Raw genomic sequence first — 18500 nt, 5'->3', positions numbered from 1 at the left:
TTCCGGACGCTATTCTTGGTTCATGTTAAAAACAAATTGTGTTTAAATCATGAAAACAAATACCAAAAAGCTTCGCTGGAGCTGGATCATCTTATTTCCGATTTTACTGAGGATATTGATGATTGCCCTTACGTTCCCTTACATGTTTATCTATTCGGCTCTAATAGAAACTGGCCAGTCCCCCAGTTATTATGAGCAGTATGTATTTGAAAACCGCGCATGGATTAGCACCATCCTTGGTTTACCAGTTTTTTACTACGCATGCTATTTTATGGGTAAAAGAATACAGCAGGGTATAGTTAGGAATTGCCTATTTGTGGTAGGCGCATATATCATAACTGATATTCCAATTGAGTGGGCGGTAGGTGATATATCGGACTGGAGACTGATTGTCGCACATGCCAGTAAGCTCGTCATTGGGTATATGGGCGGACTTTTAGCAGTGAGAAAAATCGAAAGAACAAACTAAAATATCTATAATCATGACTACTTACGAAACAAATATTGTAATTGCGAAATCAGTTGATCAAGTGTATCAATTAATTAGCAATCCTGACCGAGCTTGTGAATGGATAACCGGCCTTAAGAAAGTTGAATTACAAAGTGGTAATGCCAGCGAAATCGGAAGTATGACCAAATATGTCTTTGAAGAGAGAGGCAAGGAAGTCACCTTCATGGAGGAGCTGTTGAGTATCACACCCAACGCTCACTTTTCCTTTCGTCTGGATAGCGACCAGGTGGTAATGGAAAGCGAGACCCACTTAAAAGCCATTGGAAATGATAATACGGAAGTGATGATGAGCAATGCTGTCGCGGGTAAAGGTTTTTTCATGAAACTACTGATGCCATTGATGAAAAAATCAATGATCAATCGCCAGCAAAAAGACCTTTTCAATCTCAAAGGTCTTTTGGAGAATGAATAAGAGGATCACGCTTTAGTATTAGTGTTTAGCATATAGCGTCTGGTTATTTTAAATCCTCAATTTGAATCTTTTTTATATCTATCGACTTTTCAGATAATCAATTTTATTGACTTAATTGGGGTTTAATTTTTTGAATATGTCAGACAAAAACCATCAATCCTATTGGAATAAGAACTTGAAGTATCTAGCCATTCTGTTGAGTATTTGGTTTTTGGTTTCTTATGGTTGTGGAATTCTCTTTGTGAATCAGCTCAATGAAATACGAATGGGAGGATTCAAACTAGGCTTTTGGTTTGCCCAACAGGGAGCTATTTATTTCTTTATTGCTATCATCTTCATCTATGTGTATTTGATGAACAAGCTGGACAAAGCCCACGGCGTAGACGAATAACAAGTATTGTAACATTATTCCCAAGATAAATTAGCTAAACACAATACTATTTTTATGAATGTACAAATCTGGACCTATATCATAGTAGGTTTCACCTTTGCTCTTTACATCGGCATTGCCATTTGGTCTCGAGCTGGGTCTACTAAAGATTTTTATGTTGCTGGGGGTGATGTTTCTCCACTTGCCAATGGCATGGCTACGGCAGCAGACTGGATGTCAGCAGCCTCATTTATTTCGATGGCAGGCCTGATCTCTTTTATGGGATATGACGGAGCCGTTTATCTGCTGGGTTGGACGGGTGGTTATGTTTTATTGGCCCTTCTACTGGCTCCCTATCTCCGCAAATTTGGTAAGTTCACAGTGCCTGATTTTGTAGGAGACAGGTACTATTCACAGACTGCCAGATCAGTGGCAGTCTTCTGTGCCATCTTTGTTTCATTTACTTATGTAGCAGGACAGATGCGCGGTGTGGGTGTGGTGTTTTCCAGGTTTCTGGAAGTTGATGTTACTTCAGGGGTAATTATTGGAATGATTATCGTCTTCTTTTATGCTGTGCTTGGGGGAATGAAGGGAATTACATACACGCAAGTTGCACAATACTGTGTATTGATATTTGCCTTCATGGTTCCGGCCATATTCATTTCCATCATGATGACAGGCCATCCGATACCCCAGCTTGGATTTGGAAGTACGCTAGGCGACGGCACTTATCTATTGGATAAACTCGATGGTTTGCACGAAGAATTGGGCTTTGCTGCTTACACAATATCAAAGAAAAGTACAATCGATATTTTCTTCATTACTGCCGCACTTATGGTAGGAACCGCAGGACTACCGCATGTGATAGTTCGTTTTTTTACTGTGCCAAAAGTACGAGACGCTCGGATTTCCGGAGGATATGCCCTCGTTCTTATTGCGATACTCTACACGACGGCACCAGCTATTGCGGCATTTGCCAGAACCAACCTGATTAATACAGTCAGCAATAAAGAATATAAGACCTTACCTGATTGGTTTGGTAAATGGGAGGAGACGGGCCTGATTCAATTTGATGATAAAAACAAAGATGGATTGGTGCAGTATGTCGGAGATGTTGAAAAAAATGAGCTAATCATTGATCGTGACATCATGGTGTTGGCAAATCCTGAGATTGCCAACTTGCCAGACTGGGTGATAGCGCTGGTTGCTGCAGGTGGGTTGGCTGCTGCACTTTCTACAGCTGCAGGTTTGCTTTTGGTGATATCCACTTCTATAGCCCATGATTTGGTAAAGAAACAAATCAATCCTGATATTTCCGAAAAGGGAGAATTGCTTGTGGCCAGGTGTGCCGCAGCTGTAGCAGTCATCGTAGCAGGAATTTTTGGGGTTTATCCACCGGGATTTGTAGCGCAGGTAGTGGCTTTTGCTTTTGGGCTGGCTGCGTCATCATTTTTTCCAGCCATCATTATGGGGATATTCAGTAAGAGGATCAATAGAGAGGGAGCAGTGGCAGGTATGGTCATTGGGATGCTATTTACTGCTTCCTACATCGTGTTTTTTAAGTTTATCAGCGCAGAACTCAATACCGCTGAAAACTGGTGGTTCGGAATTTCACCGGAAGGTATTGGCACACTGGGAATGATAATTAACTTTTTAGTGTCCGGTATCATTTCACATTTATCTCCGGCACCACCACAAGAAGTACAGGAAATGGTGGAGAATATTAGATACCCCAATTGAAATCCTTGAGCTAACTAATTAATTGTGCATTTTGAGGTTCATGATGCATGAAATTTGCACGTTTATCAATATGTTCATACATTTGAACATATAAAATTCCAACCAACAGAATTTAGATGAGACATTCTAAGTTAAACATTATTAAAAATAGATGAAACGTCCGTTTTTAAATAATTATTAAACACGGAGTAAATAATTATTTGGAAATGGAAAGTTCCATCTGAAGCTAAAAGCAAATTACAAACAGATGAAATTAGTAATAGATCATAGCAGTTCAATCCCATTGTATGCCCAGGTAGAGGCGTTGCTTCGCGAAATGATTGCAATGACTGAATATCAGGAGGGAAAACTATTGCCGAACGAAGTGGATATGTCCAAAGAACTGGGAATATCTAGAAATACTTTGCGCCAGGCAACCAACAAACTGGTGTACGAAGGCATGCTCTTTAGAAAAAAAGGAGTAGGAACGATGGTGGCCAGACCCGTAGATAGTAAAGCCAATAACTGGTCCAGTTTTAGCCAGGAAATGAAGTCCAAAGGTATTGAGGTGGTCAATTTTGATATCAATTTTAGTTGGGTAACCCCCGAGGATCAGGTGCTTAACTTTTTCGCGTTGGACCCTGGAACAAAGGTTTTAAAGATGGAAAGGTTGCGCGGAAAGGACACAGGACCATTTGTGTTCTTTATATCTTATTTTCATCCACGAACAGGACTGACAGGGAAAGAAGATTTTAATAGGCCCCTTTATGAAATACTTAAAAATGACTATTCAATAGTGGCAAAACTGTCCCAAGAGGAAATTACTGCTGAAGCTGCATCGAAGATGCTGGCTGAAAAACTGGATTTGGCAAAAGGAGATCCAATATTGAAGAGAAAGAGGTTTGTATTTGATCCGGGTCGTCGGCCTATCGAATTCAATGTGGGTTACTATCGGGCCGATAGCATAGTTTATACAGTAGAAAGCGAAAATTAGAACAAATCCCTTTAGTTATGAGACTAAATAAACTACCTATTGTTTATGGGTTGATCGCATGTGTTTTTTTGGCCTGTCGGCCCTTCGGCCATGATGAAACGAAATCAACCGGTGTCTACGCTGATGCTGTATTTGATAAGATGTTTCAAATGCAAGGACCTGGATTTACAGGGGGAGATGCTACCTATTCAGTAGTACTTCCGGATGGTCGTACAGTTTGGATTTTCGGTGATACGTTTATTGGATCGGTTAGTCAAGAGTTGACGCGCGAAAAAACAGATCCCATGTACATCAGAAATTGTTTTGTAGTTCAGGACGGAGAGCAAATGACCACCAGACATTTGGGAAAACCTGAAGAATTCAGATCTATGATAATACCTGATGAAGTCGTTTATGGAGCAAAGCCCAATGAGCGTGATATCTGGTACTGGCCAGGAGACGGATTTGTAAATATGGATACCTTAAATGTCTTTGTTTCAAAATTTCATCAGGCTGATACCGGTATGTGGGGGTTTGAGTTTTTGGAAACGGAATTGGTTTCATTTCTTCTTCCCCACATTGAAGAGGTAAAGAAATCTAAACTTTCTTTCGCTGACCAAACCGGTATACATTTTGGCCATGCCGTATTTGAAATGGGCAAGACACTTTATATATATGGTTTGGGTAATGGAAGACCCTATGTGGCGAAAGTAAGCGCTGAATCTGTTGCTGCGGATTGGGAGTTTTATACAGGAAATGGATGGAGCGATGATGTCGCTGAAGCTAAACCTATGATAAATATTGAAGGCTCAGAACAATTCACCATATTAAAGCTTGAAGGTAAATATGTTTTGATTACACAATTAGGCAGCCTAAGCAGAAAAGTATGTTCATACATCAGTACTAATCCGTATGGCCCCTGGAGTAAACAAGAAGTATTATTTGAAACCCCAATAGACGAAAGTAATTCCGATCTTTTTACTTACAATGCGCTGGTGCATCCTCAATTTACTTCAGACAGAGAACTTCTGATTTCATATAACACGAACAGTATGAATCTGGAAGATCACTTCCGAAAGGCCAGTATCTACCGACCTCGATTTATGCGAGTACCTATTGATCTTATCTTCAACTAATCACGACATCTAAGAAGTACATTTTTAAGAGAAAAATTAAAATCAACAATTATGTTCAAAATTAATATTGCAGTCCCGCTGCTGATGATATTGTTCGCTTGTGTGCCACAAGAAACTAAGGGGCCGGATAAAAAGATCATGTCCTCATTGGGAAGTAAATTCAAAAACGAATGGCTTAGAGAAGCTAAAATTTTTGAAGACAGAATTCAAAAGGATTCTTCAGACGTTGAAGCTTATTTGGGGTTCGCGGAAAGTCATGTAATCAATTATATATTTGGATATGTTTCAAGAGCCGATGCAATTCCAAAGGCTAAAGATGCTTTTGATAGGGTCCTTTCTTTGGATTCTACCCATGCCGGGGTGTTAAAGCTTTCTGGGATTCTGAAATTTTTGGACTGGGATTGGACAGGTGCAGAGCAATCATTCAAATCGTCCATAACTACTAGCCCTGAGGATTTGAGTGCCAGACACTGGTATTCGCTGTATTTGGCCGCTATGAGCCGTATGGATGAGGCTAAGGCGCAGCATGATACCATTCAGACTATGGATGTCAATGAAGATTATCTAATTGGTCGTGGATCCATGCTCTACTTTGCTCGCGAGTTCAAACAAATGAAAGAGTTGATGATCAAAGCTGTAAATAAGGATACCACCGTTGCATGGGGGTATGACTGGCTCGGAATGGCCTATATAGAACTGAAGCAATATGACGAATCTTTAGCAACCTATTATAAAGCATTCGAATTATCTGACGGTACGGTCGAAGTAGGGGCCGGTCTGGGTCATGCCTTGGGACAAGCCGGTCGGCGTGAAACAGCAAAACAAATGGCTGACTTTTACGCGATGGCAGCTGAAGATAAATATTTGCCATACTGTCAGCGGGCATTTATTCATATTAGTATTCAAGAGTACGAAGAATCCTTGAAATTACTTGAAAAGGCTTATGAAGAAAAGTCGTGGTTTTTAATTTTTATGAATATTGAACCCTGGTATGAGCCACTTCGGGGTAAACAACGATTTCAGACTCTGGTAGAAAAAATGAATTACCCAATTGAAAAACCCAAGTGATAATGGCAAGTTGAGTCAGAATCAAAACACATCGACCTGATCTTTTGTTCATTAATAAAATAAATTGCGAAATACTTTGTTCATACATATGGACAAAGTATATTTGAGAAAGATATAAAAAGCATTTAGTTACTAAACCCTATTATTATGTATAAGAATTTTTCAACTACTGCAATGACTGTCATCCTAATGATGTCAGTGATCATTACAACTTCTTGCGACGAGGATGATCCTGCAGTTCCAACGATTGCTCTTTCCGAGACCGCAATCGATGTCAAAGCAGAAGAGTCTATATCTGTAACAGTCACATTTCAATCGGAGGCAGGAGCGAAATCGATTACCGTGTCAAAGCTCTGGGATGGTGAAGTGCAAGGAACGCCGGAGGTCAGTACTGGTGCGGACCTTGAAGGAAACCTTGTTTTTGAATATGATGTAATCCAAGATGATGCAGATCATGTGCTTACTTTTAATTTTTTGATTGAAGATAATGAAGGCCAAACCGGGCAAGTAGAATTGGTAGTCAATGTGGAATTGACATCTCGCCAATTGCTGCTGAAATACAATTGGCTGCTTTCAGATGAAATCAGAAATAAAACAGGAGCGAGTGATATAACGGACGCCTATACTGATGATATCTATCGGTTCAATGCTGATGGAACCTTTGATAAGAGTATTGGGGCTAAAGCAGATGACTTTGGAGACGCTTGGTATAATTACTGCGAATGGGACTTGAATGAAACCACGAATAGACTTTTAATGCATAGAACCGGGGCTTTTTTGGCCAATGTCGTAGATACACTGGATATTACGATGATTACTTCTGAAGCAATAGAGGCTGATGTAACATATCTAGGCCTGGATGCCTTTAATACCGGCAACGAAGATGTGCCGTATGAAGCCGTTGAAGCTTACGTGAAAAAATTTACAGCTCAAGTAAAAGGAGATAGCTTTGATCCGTACAAAGCGGGTGCTGAAGATGATGCCGGGCCAGCAGGTACTTGCAATGATGTTGAACTTGTAAACGAATAGACTAGCTTTAAAAAGCTTTTTTGGAGAGAGAAGACTGGAATTAAATCTGGTTTTCTTTCTTATTATCTTGGTTTTTACAACTACAGCATCATCTATATGAAACCTCTTTTTCGCACAATATTCTTCTGCTTACTTCAGTTTCAGCTCATCGCTCAGTCGATTAACATTAGAGGCACTGTTACAAATGGAAGTTATGGCCTGCCTGGTGCAAGTATCATTATTAAGGGTACAACAAAAGGTACCATCACTGATGTAGATGGTAATTTTGAGCTCAGCGCACCAGAGTTTGCGATACTCAGCGTGTCATTTATTGGGTACAAGACCAAAGAGGTTTTGATGACCAATGACGTGGATTATCAGATTGAATTGGAAGTGGATGCTCAGCAGCTGGAGGAATTGATTGTTGTAGGTTACGGCAGTGTAAAGAGACGTGACGTGACGGGTTCGATCTCTTCTATAAAGCCCCAAGAAATGATGAATACAGTAGTGTCCTCCATTGATCAGGGTATTCAGGGAAAGGCTCCTGGGGTAGTGGTGACTTTTGGATCTGGTCAGCCGGGTTCGGGTTCCACCATTAGGATCAGAGGAACCAGTTCTATTTTGGGCACGCTGGAGCCCTTGTACGTCATTGATGGCGTGCCCATTTCCAATCCGCAAAATGTTGGTGCAGTGTCTGGCCCCGTTCTCAATCCTTTAGAAACTATTAATCCAAGCGATATCGAATCCATAGAAATTCTAAAAGATGCTTCCGCGACGGCTATATATGGTACACGTGGTGCTAATGGAGTCATTATGGTGACCACAAAGAGAGGAAAGGAAGGTTCAGCGATAATCAATTTGGGCTACGCTACAAGCCTCCAGGAACTACAACACAAAATACCCATACTCAATGCGGCCCAGCTGGCTGAACTAGGGAATGAGGCGGCCGACAATGCCGGAGTCGATCGTCGAAATATCTACGCCAGTCCTGTAAACCTTGGGGTTGGTACCGATTGGCAGGATGAAATATTCAGAGTAGCTCCCATGCACAATGTTCAGGCCGCCGTGAGAGGAGGAACAGAACATACTAATTATTCTATTTCTACTAACTTTTTTACACAGGACGGTATAATCATCGAATCCAGTTTTACAAAAGCCAATTTCCGACTCAACCTGGACCAGGAAATATCTGAGCGGATAAAAGTAGGGACAAGCCTAAACCTTAATCGTTCCGTACTTGAAGGAGTAGTGACAGATTCTGAATCTGCCATTCCGTCGAGTGTCACCTCCTGGGCACTTGAGTTCAATCCGGGCTTACCAGTGATCGATGAAGATGGAAACTTTACCTATAAAAACAACACCAACAGTCCTCCGGTAGGCAATCCCGTGGCAGACGCAAAAAGTACAGATCAGCAGAGTAAATCCACCCGGGTATTGGGAAATGTGTATTTGGAGTGGGATATCCTTAACCATCTAAAATTCAAAACATTTGTTTCAACTGATGCCTATTTTAATAAAGAACAATCGTTCGTGCCTAATGACGTACTCAGAGGGCAAGAAAAAGGTCAGGCGGGAGTGGCCACTTCCAATGGATTGAGCTGGATGCTTGAAAACACGCTTAACTATAAAGTGATTTTTGGTTCTCATGATCTGAATGTTTTGATAGGACATTCATTACAATCCAGGAATGACGAATTTTTGTTTGCCGCTACTTCTGATTTTGACGACAATAGATTAGGGTACGACGCCATTCAGGCCGGAAAAGAAAAAACATTTTTAGTCAACGGGGCCTCTAGCGAAAGTTTGCAATCCTTTTTAGGAAGATTGAACTATGGTTTCAAAAATAAATATCTGCTTACACTTTCTGCACGAATAGATGGGTCGTCCAAATTTGGATCCGGTAATCGATATGGTGTTTTCCCCTCCCTGGGTGCGGCTTGGAGAATCTATGAAGAAGATTTTTTGATTGGCTCCAAGTTGATTTCAGATATGAAAATCAGATTTGGCATTGGACGAGTAGGCAACGAGGGTATTCCTCCCTATCAATACTTAGGGTTGCTGGAGACCACAGAGGCCTATTTTGGTGAAAATGAAATCGCCAAAGGATCAGGCCCGTCAAGCCCTAGCAACAATACCCTTAAATGGGAAACCACAGACCAAATTGACATTGGTGTGGATATAGGTTTGTTCAATAATAGACTGACCGTTGTCAGTGACGTTTATCTCAAGAAGACCAAGGACTTGCTTTTTATTTCCCCATTGCCATACACGACCGGCTATAAATCGGCTACTGTTAACATTGGAAATCTGGAAAATCGTGGTGTAGAGTTCTCATTCAGCTCCGTTAACGTTGATAGACAATTTATATGGAAGACCAACTTTAATATAGCCTTCAATGAGAACGAAATCACCAAAACTTCCGATGGCGGCGAAGTGACAGCAGATCCCTTGCTGGGGGTCAACGGTTGGAGCAATGTAGAGGAGGGCCAACCGATTAATAACTTTTATGGATATCAGTCCGATGGTATTATCCAGTCAGGAGATGATTTGTCAAAAGTCCCTACATTTTTTGACTACGTTCCTGGCCATGGAGATCGTAAATATGTAGATCAGGATAGCAATGGTATTTTGGATGAAAATGACATTGTCCGACTAGGTAACGCTAATCCGGATTTTTCATATGGGTTAGGGAATACATTTTCCTATAAAGGCTGGTCCCTGAATATCTTTCTCCAGGGAATATTTGGCAACGAAGTCATCAACTTCAATCGATTTTCTCTTGAGAGTTTTGACGGAACAAAAAACAACTCGGCTGCTGCTTTGGAACGATGGACTCCATCTAACCCTACCAACGATTATCCTCGAGCCAACGCCGACCCCAGGAGGAGTAATACCCTTTCCGACGTTCAGGTCGAAGATGGCTCATATTTGAAAGTACGCGACATCACATTGTCCTATAACTTCACAACCGCCCTTTTAAACAAATTGAAAATCAGTTCTTTCAAAGTGTATGTCAGCGGAAAAAACCTTTGGGTCTTTAGCGACTATTCTGGATACGATCCAGAAGTCAATCGATTCGGGCAACAACCACTACGGTCGGGAGTGGACTATGGGTCTTACCCAACAGTTAAAATCTTCACCCTTGGAGCTAACCTAACTTTTTAAATCATGAGGAAAATTAGTCACATATTGAGCGCTACAAGTGTATTTGTCATGAGCATGATACTGAGCTGTGATTTTTTAGAGGATGAGCCAGAATCATTGATCAACTCAGCCACTTTTTATAAGACAGAAAGCGATGCAGTAGCAGCTACTAATGCGATTTATGAATACCTGACCGTGGGCACCGAAGGGATTTTTGAAGAAGGCTTTGGTGGGATTTTTTTCAATGACTATTGGGTGTTTAAAGACATATTGTCTGACAACTGTGATGAAACCATTGCATCTGCAGAATATCAGTCATTATCAGAGTTTAAGTTCAACGCCGACAATATCAGAATTCAATTGTACTGGCAGGACCTCTATAAAACGATTCAGGCTGCCAACATCGCTGTGGATCGGATAGCACTCATTGATATGGCCGAGCTAAAAAGAGATCACCTGATTTCTGAAGCCAGATTTATCCGTGCCATGATGTATTTTGAAGGAGTTAGATTGTTTGGGGAAGTACCTCTCATACTGCAGGAATTACAAAACCTGGAAGAGGCTGTAGTAGAACGGAGCAGCACAACATCTGTGTATGAGGCTATTGTGGAGGATCTGAAATTTGCCGAATCACATTTGTCTGATAGCTATAGAGTTGGATTAGGTAGACCCACGCCGCTGGCATGTACGGCGCTATTAGCCAAAGTCTATTTAGAAATGGGCGAATACCAGCTTTCATCTGATCAAGCCAAAGAAGTAATAGATTCGAATTCCTTTTTCCTTTGGGATGACTTTGCGGACATTTTCAAATTAGCAAATGCCAATAGTGGTGAAATTATTTTTGCTGTCAACTACAGTGGCACATTGAGCCAAGGCTTCAAGCCCAATCAATACCATGTAAGACTTTTGCCGCCAGGTTTGGATAAAGATGGTGAGGGCCCAGAAAACGCCTGGGGCTGGGAGGTACCTACTACAGATCTGTATGAAAGCTTCAATCCGTTGGATCAAAGGAGACAGACTACTTTTATTACTTCATTCACTTATTCTGATGGTACGGTCGAAAATTTTGACCCGCACATAAGCAAGTTTTGGGACAGACAGCTAGAGCCCAGAGGAAACAACACCGACGCAGACGTAATCTACCTCAGGTATGCGGATATTTTGCTCATCTATGCCGAGGCATTAAATGAATTGAATACAGGGCCTAATGCCTTGGCCTATGATGCAGTGAATCAGGTAAGAAAACGTGCTCGGTTCAATGGAACCATAGAACAGCCCATTCTCCCGGATTTAGCAGGTTTGGATTATCAACAATTCAAGGACGCTATTTTGAATGAGAGGCGCTGGGAGTTTGTCATGGAAGGACAGCGATATCACGATTTGGTCCGACATAAAAAATTAGTTGATAAAGTGATTGGCTCTGGCAAAGAAAAAGCTACTCCAACAGTTGATCACGAATTGTTACCAATTCCACAAAGGGAAAGAAACCTTAACAAAAATCTTACACAAAACGACGGATATTGACTAGACAATGGTCAATGGATTATAACAGTTGAAATCTAATGAAATTTAATAAATACCCAACAATCAAGGCTGGAGCAGGAGAAGACTGTATAGTAGGTTGGTCGAAGATCCGACTCGCTTTAAAAAGTGCTGTAGATACCATTGATAAGGCTGATAAAATTGTTGCAATAGAGTGCTATCAAGGCGTTTTCCTGGATGAAATCAGCAACGAAATTGAGCAGGCATTTCCGGAAGCAAATATGGTCTACTCCGCGTCAGCAATGAAAGACGAACGCACAATTAGAGACATGACACAGCCTGATGTTACAGATGATCGGGTATTCGGAGTGATGACTTCTCTTTGTATGCACCACTTTTTTGATGCAGCAAAATTGGAAAGGGATCAAGGCCAAATTAGAAGTGCCAACGGGCTGACTGTTGTTGTGGGCATTGGAGCTAGTTTATTTGCTGCAAAATGGGATCTACTAATTTATGCTGACATGGCTCGTTGGGAAATTCAGCAGCGCATGCGGAAAAATACCGTAGATAATATTGGAATAAACGACAGAGCAGAATCTATTGAGAACCAATACAAAAGAGCCTATTTTGTGGATTGGCGAGTGTGTGACCAGTTGAAGAGGGAACTCATGTCCAATTGGGATTTCGTACTCGATACAAACGATACAAATGAAGTTAAGTTGGCCAAAGGAAAAGTTATACTAGATGCCCTGGGGCAAGCCGTAAAGCAGCCATTTAGTGTAGTGCCATTTTTTGATCCCGGACCATGGGGTGGTCAGTGGATGAAAAAGAAGTTTGAACTTGACGAGCATCAAGAAAATTTTGCATGGTGTTTCAACTGTGTGCCTGAAGAAAATAGCCTACTTATTGAATTTCCGAATACAACGTTTGAAATACCATCTCTCAACGTTGTTTTTTATCACCCCAAGGAGTTGCTAGGAGAGGAGGTCTATCAACAGTTTGGGGCTGAATTCCCTATCCGTTTTGATTTTCTAGATACAATGGATGGTGGTAATCTGAGTCTGCAAGTGCATCCTTTATCGGCCTACATTAAGGAACAGTTCGATATGGACTATACACAAGATGAGAGTTATTATATGCTAGATGCAGGCAAGGATGCATTTGTTTATTTGGGAGTAAACGACGGAGTGGATAAAGAAGAAATGATTGCCGAACTAAAAAAATCACAATCTAATGGCCACCATTTTGACGCAGATAAATATGCAACTAAATGGCCGGCTAAAAAACATGATCATTTCCTGATCCCGGCAGGGACAGTACATTGTTCCGGAAAGGATTGTATGGTACTGGAAATTAGCGCAACGCCATACATTTTCACTTTCAAGCTGTGGGATTGGGGAAGGTTGGGTATGGATGGTAAACCAAGGCCCATATCAATTGATCATGGAAAGAATGTGATTCAATGGGATCGCACGCCAAGCTGGACAAAAGAAAATCTTATCAATAGATTCGAAACATATGGTCAGGGAAACGGATGGCAGGAAGAAAAGACAGGCCTGCATGAACTAGAGTTTATTGAAACTCGGAGACATTGGTTTGATCAGAAAATTTCACACCATTCAGGAAATACATTGAATGTTTTGATGCTTGTGGAGGGAGATGAAGCACTCGTCGAGTGTCCCAGACATACATTTGAGGCTTTTCATGTAAATTATGCGGAAGCTTTTATTATCCCGGCTTCAGTCAAGGAATATACCATTACTCCAACTGGAGCTAGCAAAGGCAAAAAAATAGCTACTATCAAAGCATTTGTAAAAAAACAAGATCGTACATGAGTAGAATAGAAGATCAGGCCTCCGTTCAGTATGTTTACCTCATATCAATTGTAGCAGCTATAGGAGGGCTGCTGTTTGGATATGATACAGCGGTCATTGCCGGAGCCATAGGATATTTGCAAACCAAATTTGAACTCTCTCCGGCACTTACTGGATGGGCCGCTTCCAGCGCCATCTGGGGATGTGTGCTTGGTGCCTTGATAGCAGGAAAGGCCAGCGATGTGCTGGGTAGAAAAAAAGTACTCATATTCACCGCAGTCTTGTTTGCTATTTCTGCTGTTGGCTCTGCGCTTCCTAATAATTTGACTCATTTTGTTGTCGCACGCTTTATTGGAGGGGTTGGTGTTGGTGCCGCTTCTATGTTATCTCCCATGTATATTTCGGAGATTGCTCCTGCCAGAATTCGGGGAAGACTGGTTACGCTTTATCAGTTGGCCATCGTTTTGGGGATCAACTTAATTTATTTCGTAAACCTAAAAATTGCCGCTTCGGGAACCGAGATATGGAATGTAGATACCGGATGGCGCATGATGTTGGGATCCGAATTGATTCCTGCAGGATTGTTTTTTGTGGCCTTGTTTTTTGTCCCCGAAAGCCCCAGATGGCTGGCCAGCAAGGGAATGGTAAATGAGGCTATGCGAGTCCTTAAAAAAATCAATGGCGAGGAAAGAGGAAAAGAAGTATTTTCTGATATTCAGGAATCACTAAAAGAGGAAAAAGGAACGATCAGCGAATTATTCGAACCGGGCATGCGAATGGCTGTTATTGTTGGAATGTTTTTGGCCCTCTTTTCTCAAATCACAGGAATCAATGCCATTATTTACTATGCACCCGAAATTTTCAAAAGTGTGGGTTTTGGAAGAGATTCAGCTATGCTTCAAACTGTAATGATCGGTGTGGTAAATACCATTTTCACTTTTGTGGCTATCAAATTTATTGACAAACTGGGGCGGCGAACCCTACTGTTATGGGGGATTTCTGGGATGATTGTATGTCTGGGCGGAGTTGGTACCATGTTCTATTTTGAAATGAGTTCCGGCCCGTGGCTGCTGCTATTTATTCTTGGTTTTATAGCTTGTTTTGCCTCATCATTGGGTCCGATTCCCTGGGTATTTATCTCCGAAATATTTCCAACCAAAGTACGAGGGGTGGCCATGTCAATGGCTGTCTTTACAATCTGGATTGGAGTGGTGCTGATTACTCAATTGACACCTATGATGCTGGATGAAATTGGAGGAGCTTACACATTTTGGGTGTTTATGATAAATGCAATAATACTCTTGGTTTTCACTTTCAAAATGATACCTGAAACTAAAGGTAAAACGTTGGAGGAAATCGAACGGAGCTGGAAGCACAATTGAGAAAATCTAGTTATGCGAGGGGAAGTGATATCCCCTCATTCTTAACCATTTGAAGAATGAATGTAAAACCTGTTGCAGTGATTTTGACCGTGGATGCCGGAGGAACCAACTTTGTCTTTTCGGCGATCAATAATGGTGAAATTTTGGGAAATACAGTCTCCCTAACAGCGAAAATTGATAGTGAATCAGAGTGCTCTAATTGCCTTATTGACGGATTTGAAAAACTACAGAGCCAAATAAACGAAGTGGCAGTTGCCATAAGCTTTGCCTTTCCAGGCCCGGCAGATTATGAGAATGGAATTATCGGAAACCTGCCCAATTTTCCGGGCATCAATGGTAACTATCCATTAAAATCCATTCTGGAATCTCATTTTAACTTACCCGTTTTTATCAATAACGATGGAAACCTTTTTGCTTACGGGGAAGCATTGGCCGGTGTACTGCCCGATATTAATGCCAGACTTAAGCAGGCAGGGGGTAATAAACAATTCAATAATTTAATAGGTATTACTTTAGGTACAGGTATTGGAGCAGGTCTGATCTCGAATGGCATAATGTTAAGAGGAGACAACTCATCAGCGGCAGAGATACACAACCTTAATAATCCTAATCGCCAGGACTGGAATGTTGAAGAAAATATAAGTACCAGAGCCATCCAGCGAATTTATGGGAATCAATACAAGCATGCCTCTGAAGTTGTGCTCACCCCTAAGGATATTTATGAAATTGCTAAAGGTCTTCGTAATGGAGACAAAGAGGCTGCCCTTGCCTCTTTTCAGATCTATGGCCGAACGCTCGGCTGCGCAATTGCGACCATGGTCACGTTGTTCGATGGCCTGGTGGTTTTAGGAGGAGGGATCACTGCTGCGTGGGACTTGCTAGCCCCGTCAATATTCGAAGTCATAAATAGGCCTTTTGATAATCCAGGACTAATTCAAGTACCGAAAACGACAGTTCGGATTTTTGACTATCAAAAAAAGGAAGAGGCAGAGAAATTTATTAAAGGGGATTTGGTAAAACTTAAGAATGACTCAAATGGAGGTCAGCTTATACACGACCAAATGGTCAGGACGGCAGTGGTTTTGTCAGAAAATGGTGCAAGTCATTCAACCTCGCTTGGTGCTTACTACTTTGCCCTGGACCAACTAAATATAAGCAAATGAGAAAAGGAATAAAGCTCTTGATTCTTTTGATAGGTATGTCATGCGAGCAAAAAGAAGAAGTCCGGGATTATTTAATCCACGTTCCGGAGCTAATAACACTATCTGGAAAGTGGGTGTCCACAGATACAGTAGATATGGAGCCATCCATACGTAATTTTCAAGGCCAAGCCACCCTCAATAGAGATTTGACATCCATTAGCTGGCTGGCAGCTGCACCATATACTGGGGGATACCACACGGGTACAATGAGAGTCAATGGAAAAACTCCGATTTGTAAATTGTTCAAGTGGGAGGCGCATCAGGCACTTCGGAAAACTGAGATAGACAGTATTTCTATCCAAAGTGCTACACGAATGGTTCCTGACAAGCATTTGATACTCTGGGAAGTAATCTTTAAAAACGAAAGTAAGCGTGTTCAGGAACTGGTAGTAGAGCAGGATCAAATTGGGTTTGTAAGCAAATTTGGAGGAGAGTGGCAATGGTGGTACCCATACCCCAAATTGGATGGAAGCACTACCACCAGGGACGACGAAACTGAAAATATTCGCGATCATTTGGGGCAAGGGATTACCTCGAAAGAAGCTCTTGTAACAGAGTTGATTAACGGCAAGCCCACCCAGACTAAAAAAGTGGCTACCTGGCCATCTGATATGGAGATCATGGAAGCTGAAAAATTTATCACAGAAGAACGTAAAGACGGGTTCCTCACAAGAGATACTTCCAGCGCAGCCATGACGGCTTTCCAAAATTTTGTCCCTACCAACGAGCGGAGAAAGTTCCAGGCAGGCGGAACCTCCTTCTGGAATTTCTCTTTGAAACCGGGAGCTTCAAAAATTGTGCGTTTTGCTATGGCTTTTGGTGACGATCGTGAAGCTATCGATCACCTTTTGGATTTTGGTCAACGAGGATTTGTTGAGGAATGGGATCAGGTGGAGACCGTATGGAATGACAGGTGGTACGAATTGTTCAAAAGAGATAATAACATCCTATCCGGTACTTTTCCTATTCTGGAAACAGATGATGAGCGATTAAAAAAAGTGTATTACAAAGGTCCACTGACCATGCTCTATCTCATGCACACCAATCTACCCCAGCATGAAAAGGTGTTTCTGACCGGAGGTCCGAGATGGGGAGCGTCTATTACCTTCTTCTGGGATATTACAGAATGGGCGACGCTATGGGCAGTGGTTGATCCTGAAATGATGAAAGAACACCTGACCTCATGGATTGGAATAGATCCAAGTTCACATTATGGACAAGACAATTTTGGTGGCTCTGGGGTTGGAAATGGCTATTCGGCTAACTATTGGGCTTTATTTCAGATGATTAGGTCCTATGTGACGGTCTCGGGTGACATGGATTATTTGGATCAGATAGTAAAGGATAAAACCGTGTTGCAGCATTTGGAAGCGTATGCTACAAACTGGAAGCGAATTTCTATTTACGGGCAAAATGGAGCCCAGGACGAGGTGTATAAGTTGGCAGATTTCGGAGATGACGAATGGAATCTACTGGAGTGTGTCCCAACCTACAAGCATATAGTTCCTTCATTCAATGCAGGCTATATCTGGATGATGAGAGAAACGGCCGAGCTACTTGAACTGAGAGGTAAAGCCCTCAAAGCTGCAGAAATGAAGACAGAAGCAGAAGAAATGGTTGGCAGACTACTTCAACTGTATGCGGGTAATGGTGTGTGGAATAGCTTATATCCCAATGGAGAAAAAATAGAAGTAAGACATTGTTTGGACTTTATGTTTTTGGGTAGATATATACCGGATGACATCCCTGAAGATATCAAAAAAGACATGATGGATTTTGTCTATCGAGAGTTGATTACAGATCATTGGATGCGGGCCCAGTCCCTACAAGATGTAGCGGCCGAAGATTCCGATCGAGCCGATCATGGACCATTGGGTGCATTCGATGGATGGCCGGCAGGCACTATGGACGCCCTTGTTCAATTGGGGTTCCCTCAGAAGTCAATGGATTTTTATCATAGTATAACCCCAGTCACAGAGGAAGGTATTTGGGCGCAAGCCCATGAGTTGTGGGGAGATAGCAAATTGAAAAAAAATGCGGCAGTCAGAATTGCCAAACGTGGATGGCACAATAGGGAATCCTCTGCTGGTATTGCCATGTCACAAGTGGTGCTCAAGAATTTTTTTGGTTTTTATCCATCAGTTGACGGAGCAGTCATTCAGAAAAATGAAGGTTGGCACATGGAAGGCAAACTATACCACGTGAAGTATAAAGGAGAATATTATACCTTATCATCTTCGGATAAAGGCATTCAAATGATAAAAGAATAAACCGTTAGT

14 protein-coding genes are annotated in these 18500 nt (G+C 41.7%); all 14 read left to right on the top strand.

The annotated features are described in order from the left end of the window. Nucleotides 1–49: 49 nt before the first annotated feature. Nucleotides 50–469 carry a hypothetical protein gene (locus tag ABJD64_RS12645; protein WP_348179248.1) on the top strand — a complete coding sequence of 140 codons (420 nt, stop codon included), beginning with the start codon at nucleotides 50–52 and terminating at the stop codon, nucleotides 467–469. 13 nt (nucleotides 470–482) lie between these two features. Next, nucleotides 483–923 carry an SRPBCC family protein gene (locus tag ABJD64_RS12640; protein ID WP_348179247.1) on the top strand — a complete coding sequence of 147 codons (441 nt, stop codon included), beginning with the start codon at nucleotides 483–485 and terminating at the stop codon, nucleotides 921–923. Nucleotides 924–1059: 136 nt separating this feature from the next. Then, entirely contained in the window at nucleotides 1060–1314 is a 255-nt protein-coding gene (locus tag ABJD64_RS12635; RefSeq protein WP_348179246.1) for a DUF4212 domain-containing protein, read from the top strand. A gap of 54 nt (nucleotides 1315–1368) precedes the next feature. After that, the gene (locus ABJD64_RS12630; RefSeq protein ID WP_348179245.1) at nucleotides 1369–3033 is read left to right on the top strand and encodes a sodium:solute symporter family protein; all 1665 of its coding nucleotides are present in this window, start codon (nucleotides 1369–1371) and stop codon (nucleotides 3031–3033) included. Between the two features lie 247 nt (nucleotides 3034–3280). Continuing rightward, nucleotides 3281–4006, top strand: coding sequence for a GntR family transcriptional regulator (locus ABJD64_RS12625; protein WP_348179244.1), 726 nt, complete (start codon nucleotides 3281–3283; stop codon nucleotides 4004–4006). A gap of 17 nt (nucleotides 4007–4023) precedes the next feature. Next, nucleotides 4024–5121: a DUF5005 domain-containing protein gene (locus ABJD64_RS12620; protein ID WP_348179243.1), complete on the top strand. Its 1098-nt coding sequence runs from the start codon at nucleotides 4024–4026 to the stop codon at nucleotides 5119–5121. 51 nt (nucleotides 5122–5172) lie between these two features. Continuing rightward, nucleotides 5173–6189 (top strand): hypothetical protein, encoded by a 1017-nt coding sequence (locus tag ABJD64_RS12615; RefSeq protein WP_348179242.1) that lies wholly within the window; start codon nucleotides 5173–5175, stop codon nucleotides 6187–6189. 147 nt (nucleotides 6190–6336) lie between these two features. Continuing rightward, nucleotides 6337–7218: a hypothetical protein gene (locus ABJD64_RS12610; protein ID WP_348179241.1), complete on the top strand. Its 882-nt coding sequence runs from the start codon at nucleotides 6337–6339 to the stop codon at nucleotides 7216–7218. A 96-nt stretch (nucleotides 7219–7314) separates the two neighbouring features. Then, nucleotides 7315–10362, top strand: coding sequence for a TonB-dependent receptor (locus ABJD64_RS12605; protein ID WP_348179240.1), 3048 nt, complete (start codon nucleotides 7315–7317; stop codon nucleotides 10360–10362). Nucleotides 10363–10365: 3 nt separating this feature from the next. Then, nucleotides 10366–11865, top strand: coding sequence for a RagB/SusD family nutrient uptake outer membrane protein (locus tag ABJD64_RS12600; protein WP_348179239.1), 1500 nt, complete (start codon nucleotides 10366–10368; stop codon nucleotides 11863–11865). A gap of 38 nt (nucleotides 11866–11903) precedes the next feature. Next, a complete protein-coding gene (locus ABJD64_RS12595; RefSeq protein WP_348179238.1) occupies nucleotides 11904–13658 on the top strand; it encodes a class I mannose-6-phosphate isomerase in 1755 nt (584 codons plus the stop codon). Continuing rightward, on the top strand, nucleotides 13655–15019 hold the full coding sequence (locus ABJD64_RS12590; protein WP_348179237.1) for a sugar porter family MFS transporter: 1365 nt from the start codon (nucleotides 13655–13657) through the stop codon (nucleotides 15017–15019). Before ABJD64_RS12595 ends, ABJD64_RS12590 begins: the two co-directional genes overlap by 4 nt. Nucleotides 15020–15075: 56 nt before the next feature. Then, the gene (locus tag ABJD64_RS12585) at nucleotides 15076–16182 is read left to right on the top strand and encodes an ROK family protein (protein ID WP_348179236.1); all 1107 of its coding nucleotides are present in this window, start codon (nucleotides 15076–15078) and stop codon (nucleotides 16180–16182) included. Next, entirely contained in the window at nucleotides 16179–18491 is a 2313-nt protein-coding gene (locus ABJD64_RS12580; protein ID WP_348179235.1) for a hypothetical protein, read from the top strand. The genes ABJD64_RS12585 and ABJD64_RS12580 overlap by 4 nt, the downstream gene beginning before the upstream one ends. Nucleotides 18492–18500 lie beyond the last annotated feature (9 nt).

Origin of the sequence: Reichenbachiella sp., assembly GCF_039944555.1 — a bacterium.
GTDB lineage: Bacteria > Bacteroidota > Bacteroidia > Cytophagales > Cyclobacteriaceae > Reichenbachiella.
The sequence above is the reverse complement of the archived record's forward strand: the minus strand, read 5'-3'. Positions and strand labels throughout refer to the sequence as shown.

Excerpts from the sequence above, each read along its gene's own strand:
- ABJD64_RS12580 (WP_348179235.1), top strand. The coding sequence starts at position 16,179 with ATGAGAAAAGGAATAAAGCTCTTGATTCTTTTGATAGGTATGTCATGC.
- ABJD64_RS12615 (WP_348179242.1), top strand. The coding sequence starts at position 5,173 with ATGTTCAAAATTAATATTGCAGTCCCGCTGCTGATGATATTGTTCGCT.
- ABJD64_RS12605 (WP_348179240.1), top strand. The coding sequence starts at position 7,315 with ATGAAACCTCTTTTTCGCACAATATTCTTCTGCTTACTTCAGTTTCAG.
- ABJD64_RS12625 (WP_348179244.1), top strand. The coding sequence starts at position 3,281 with ATGAAATTAGTAATAGATCATAGCAGTTCAATCCCATTGTATGCCCAG.
- ABJD64_RS12630 (WP_348179245.1), top strand. The coding sequence starts at position 1,369 with ATGAATGTACAAATCTGGACCTATATCATAGTAGGTTTCACCTTTGCT.
- ABJD64_RS12635 (WP_348179246.1), top strand. The coding sequence starts at position 1,060 with ATGTCAGACAAAAACCATCAATCCTATTGGAATAAGAACTTGAAGTAT.
- ABJD64_RS12585 (WP_348179236.1), top strand. The coding sequence starts at position 15,076 with ATGAATGTAAAACCTGTTGCAGTGATTTTGACCGTGGATGCCGGAGGA.
- ABJD64_RS12610 (WP_348179241.1), top strand. The coding sequence starts at position 6,337 with ATGTATAAGAATTTTTCAACTACTGCAATGACTGTCATCCTAATGATG.
- ABJD64_RS12595 (WP_348179238.1), top strand. The coding sequence starts at position 11,904 with ATGAAATTTAATAAATACCCAACAATCAAGGCTGGAGCAGGAGAAGAC.
- ABJD64_RS12645 (WP_348179248.1), top strand. The coding sequence starts at position 50 with ATGAAAACAAATACCAAAAAGCTTCGCTGGAGCTGGATCATCTTATTT.
- ABJD64_RS12620 (WP_348179243.1), top strand. The coding sequence starts at position 4,024 with ATGAGACTAAATAAACTACCTATTGTTTATGGGTTGATCGCATGTGTT.
- ABJD64_RS12640 (WP_348179247.1), top strand. The coding sequence starts at position 483 with ATGACTACTTACGAAACAAATATTGTAATTGCGAAATCAGTTGATCAA.
- ABJD64_RS12600 (WP_348179239.1), top strand. The coding sequence starts at position 10,366 with ATGAGGAAAATTAGTCACATATTGAGCGCTACAAGTGTATTTGTCATG.
- ABJD64_RS12590 (WP_348179237.1), top strand. The coding sequence starts at position 13,655 with ATGAGTAGAATAGAAGATCAGGCCTCCGTTCAGTATGTTTACCTCATA.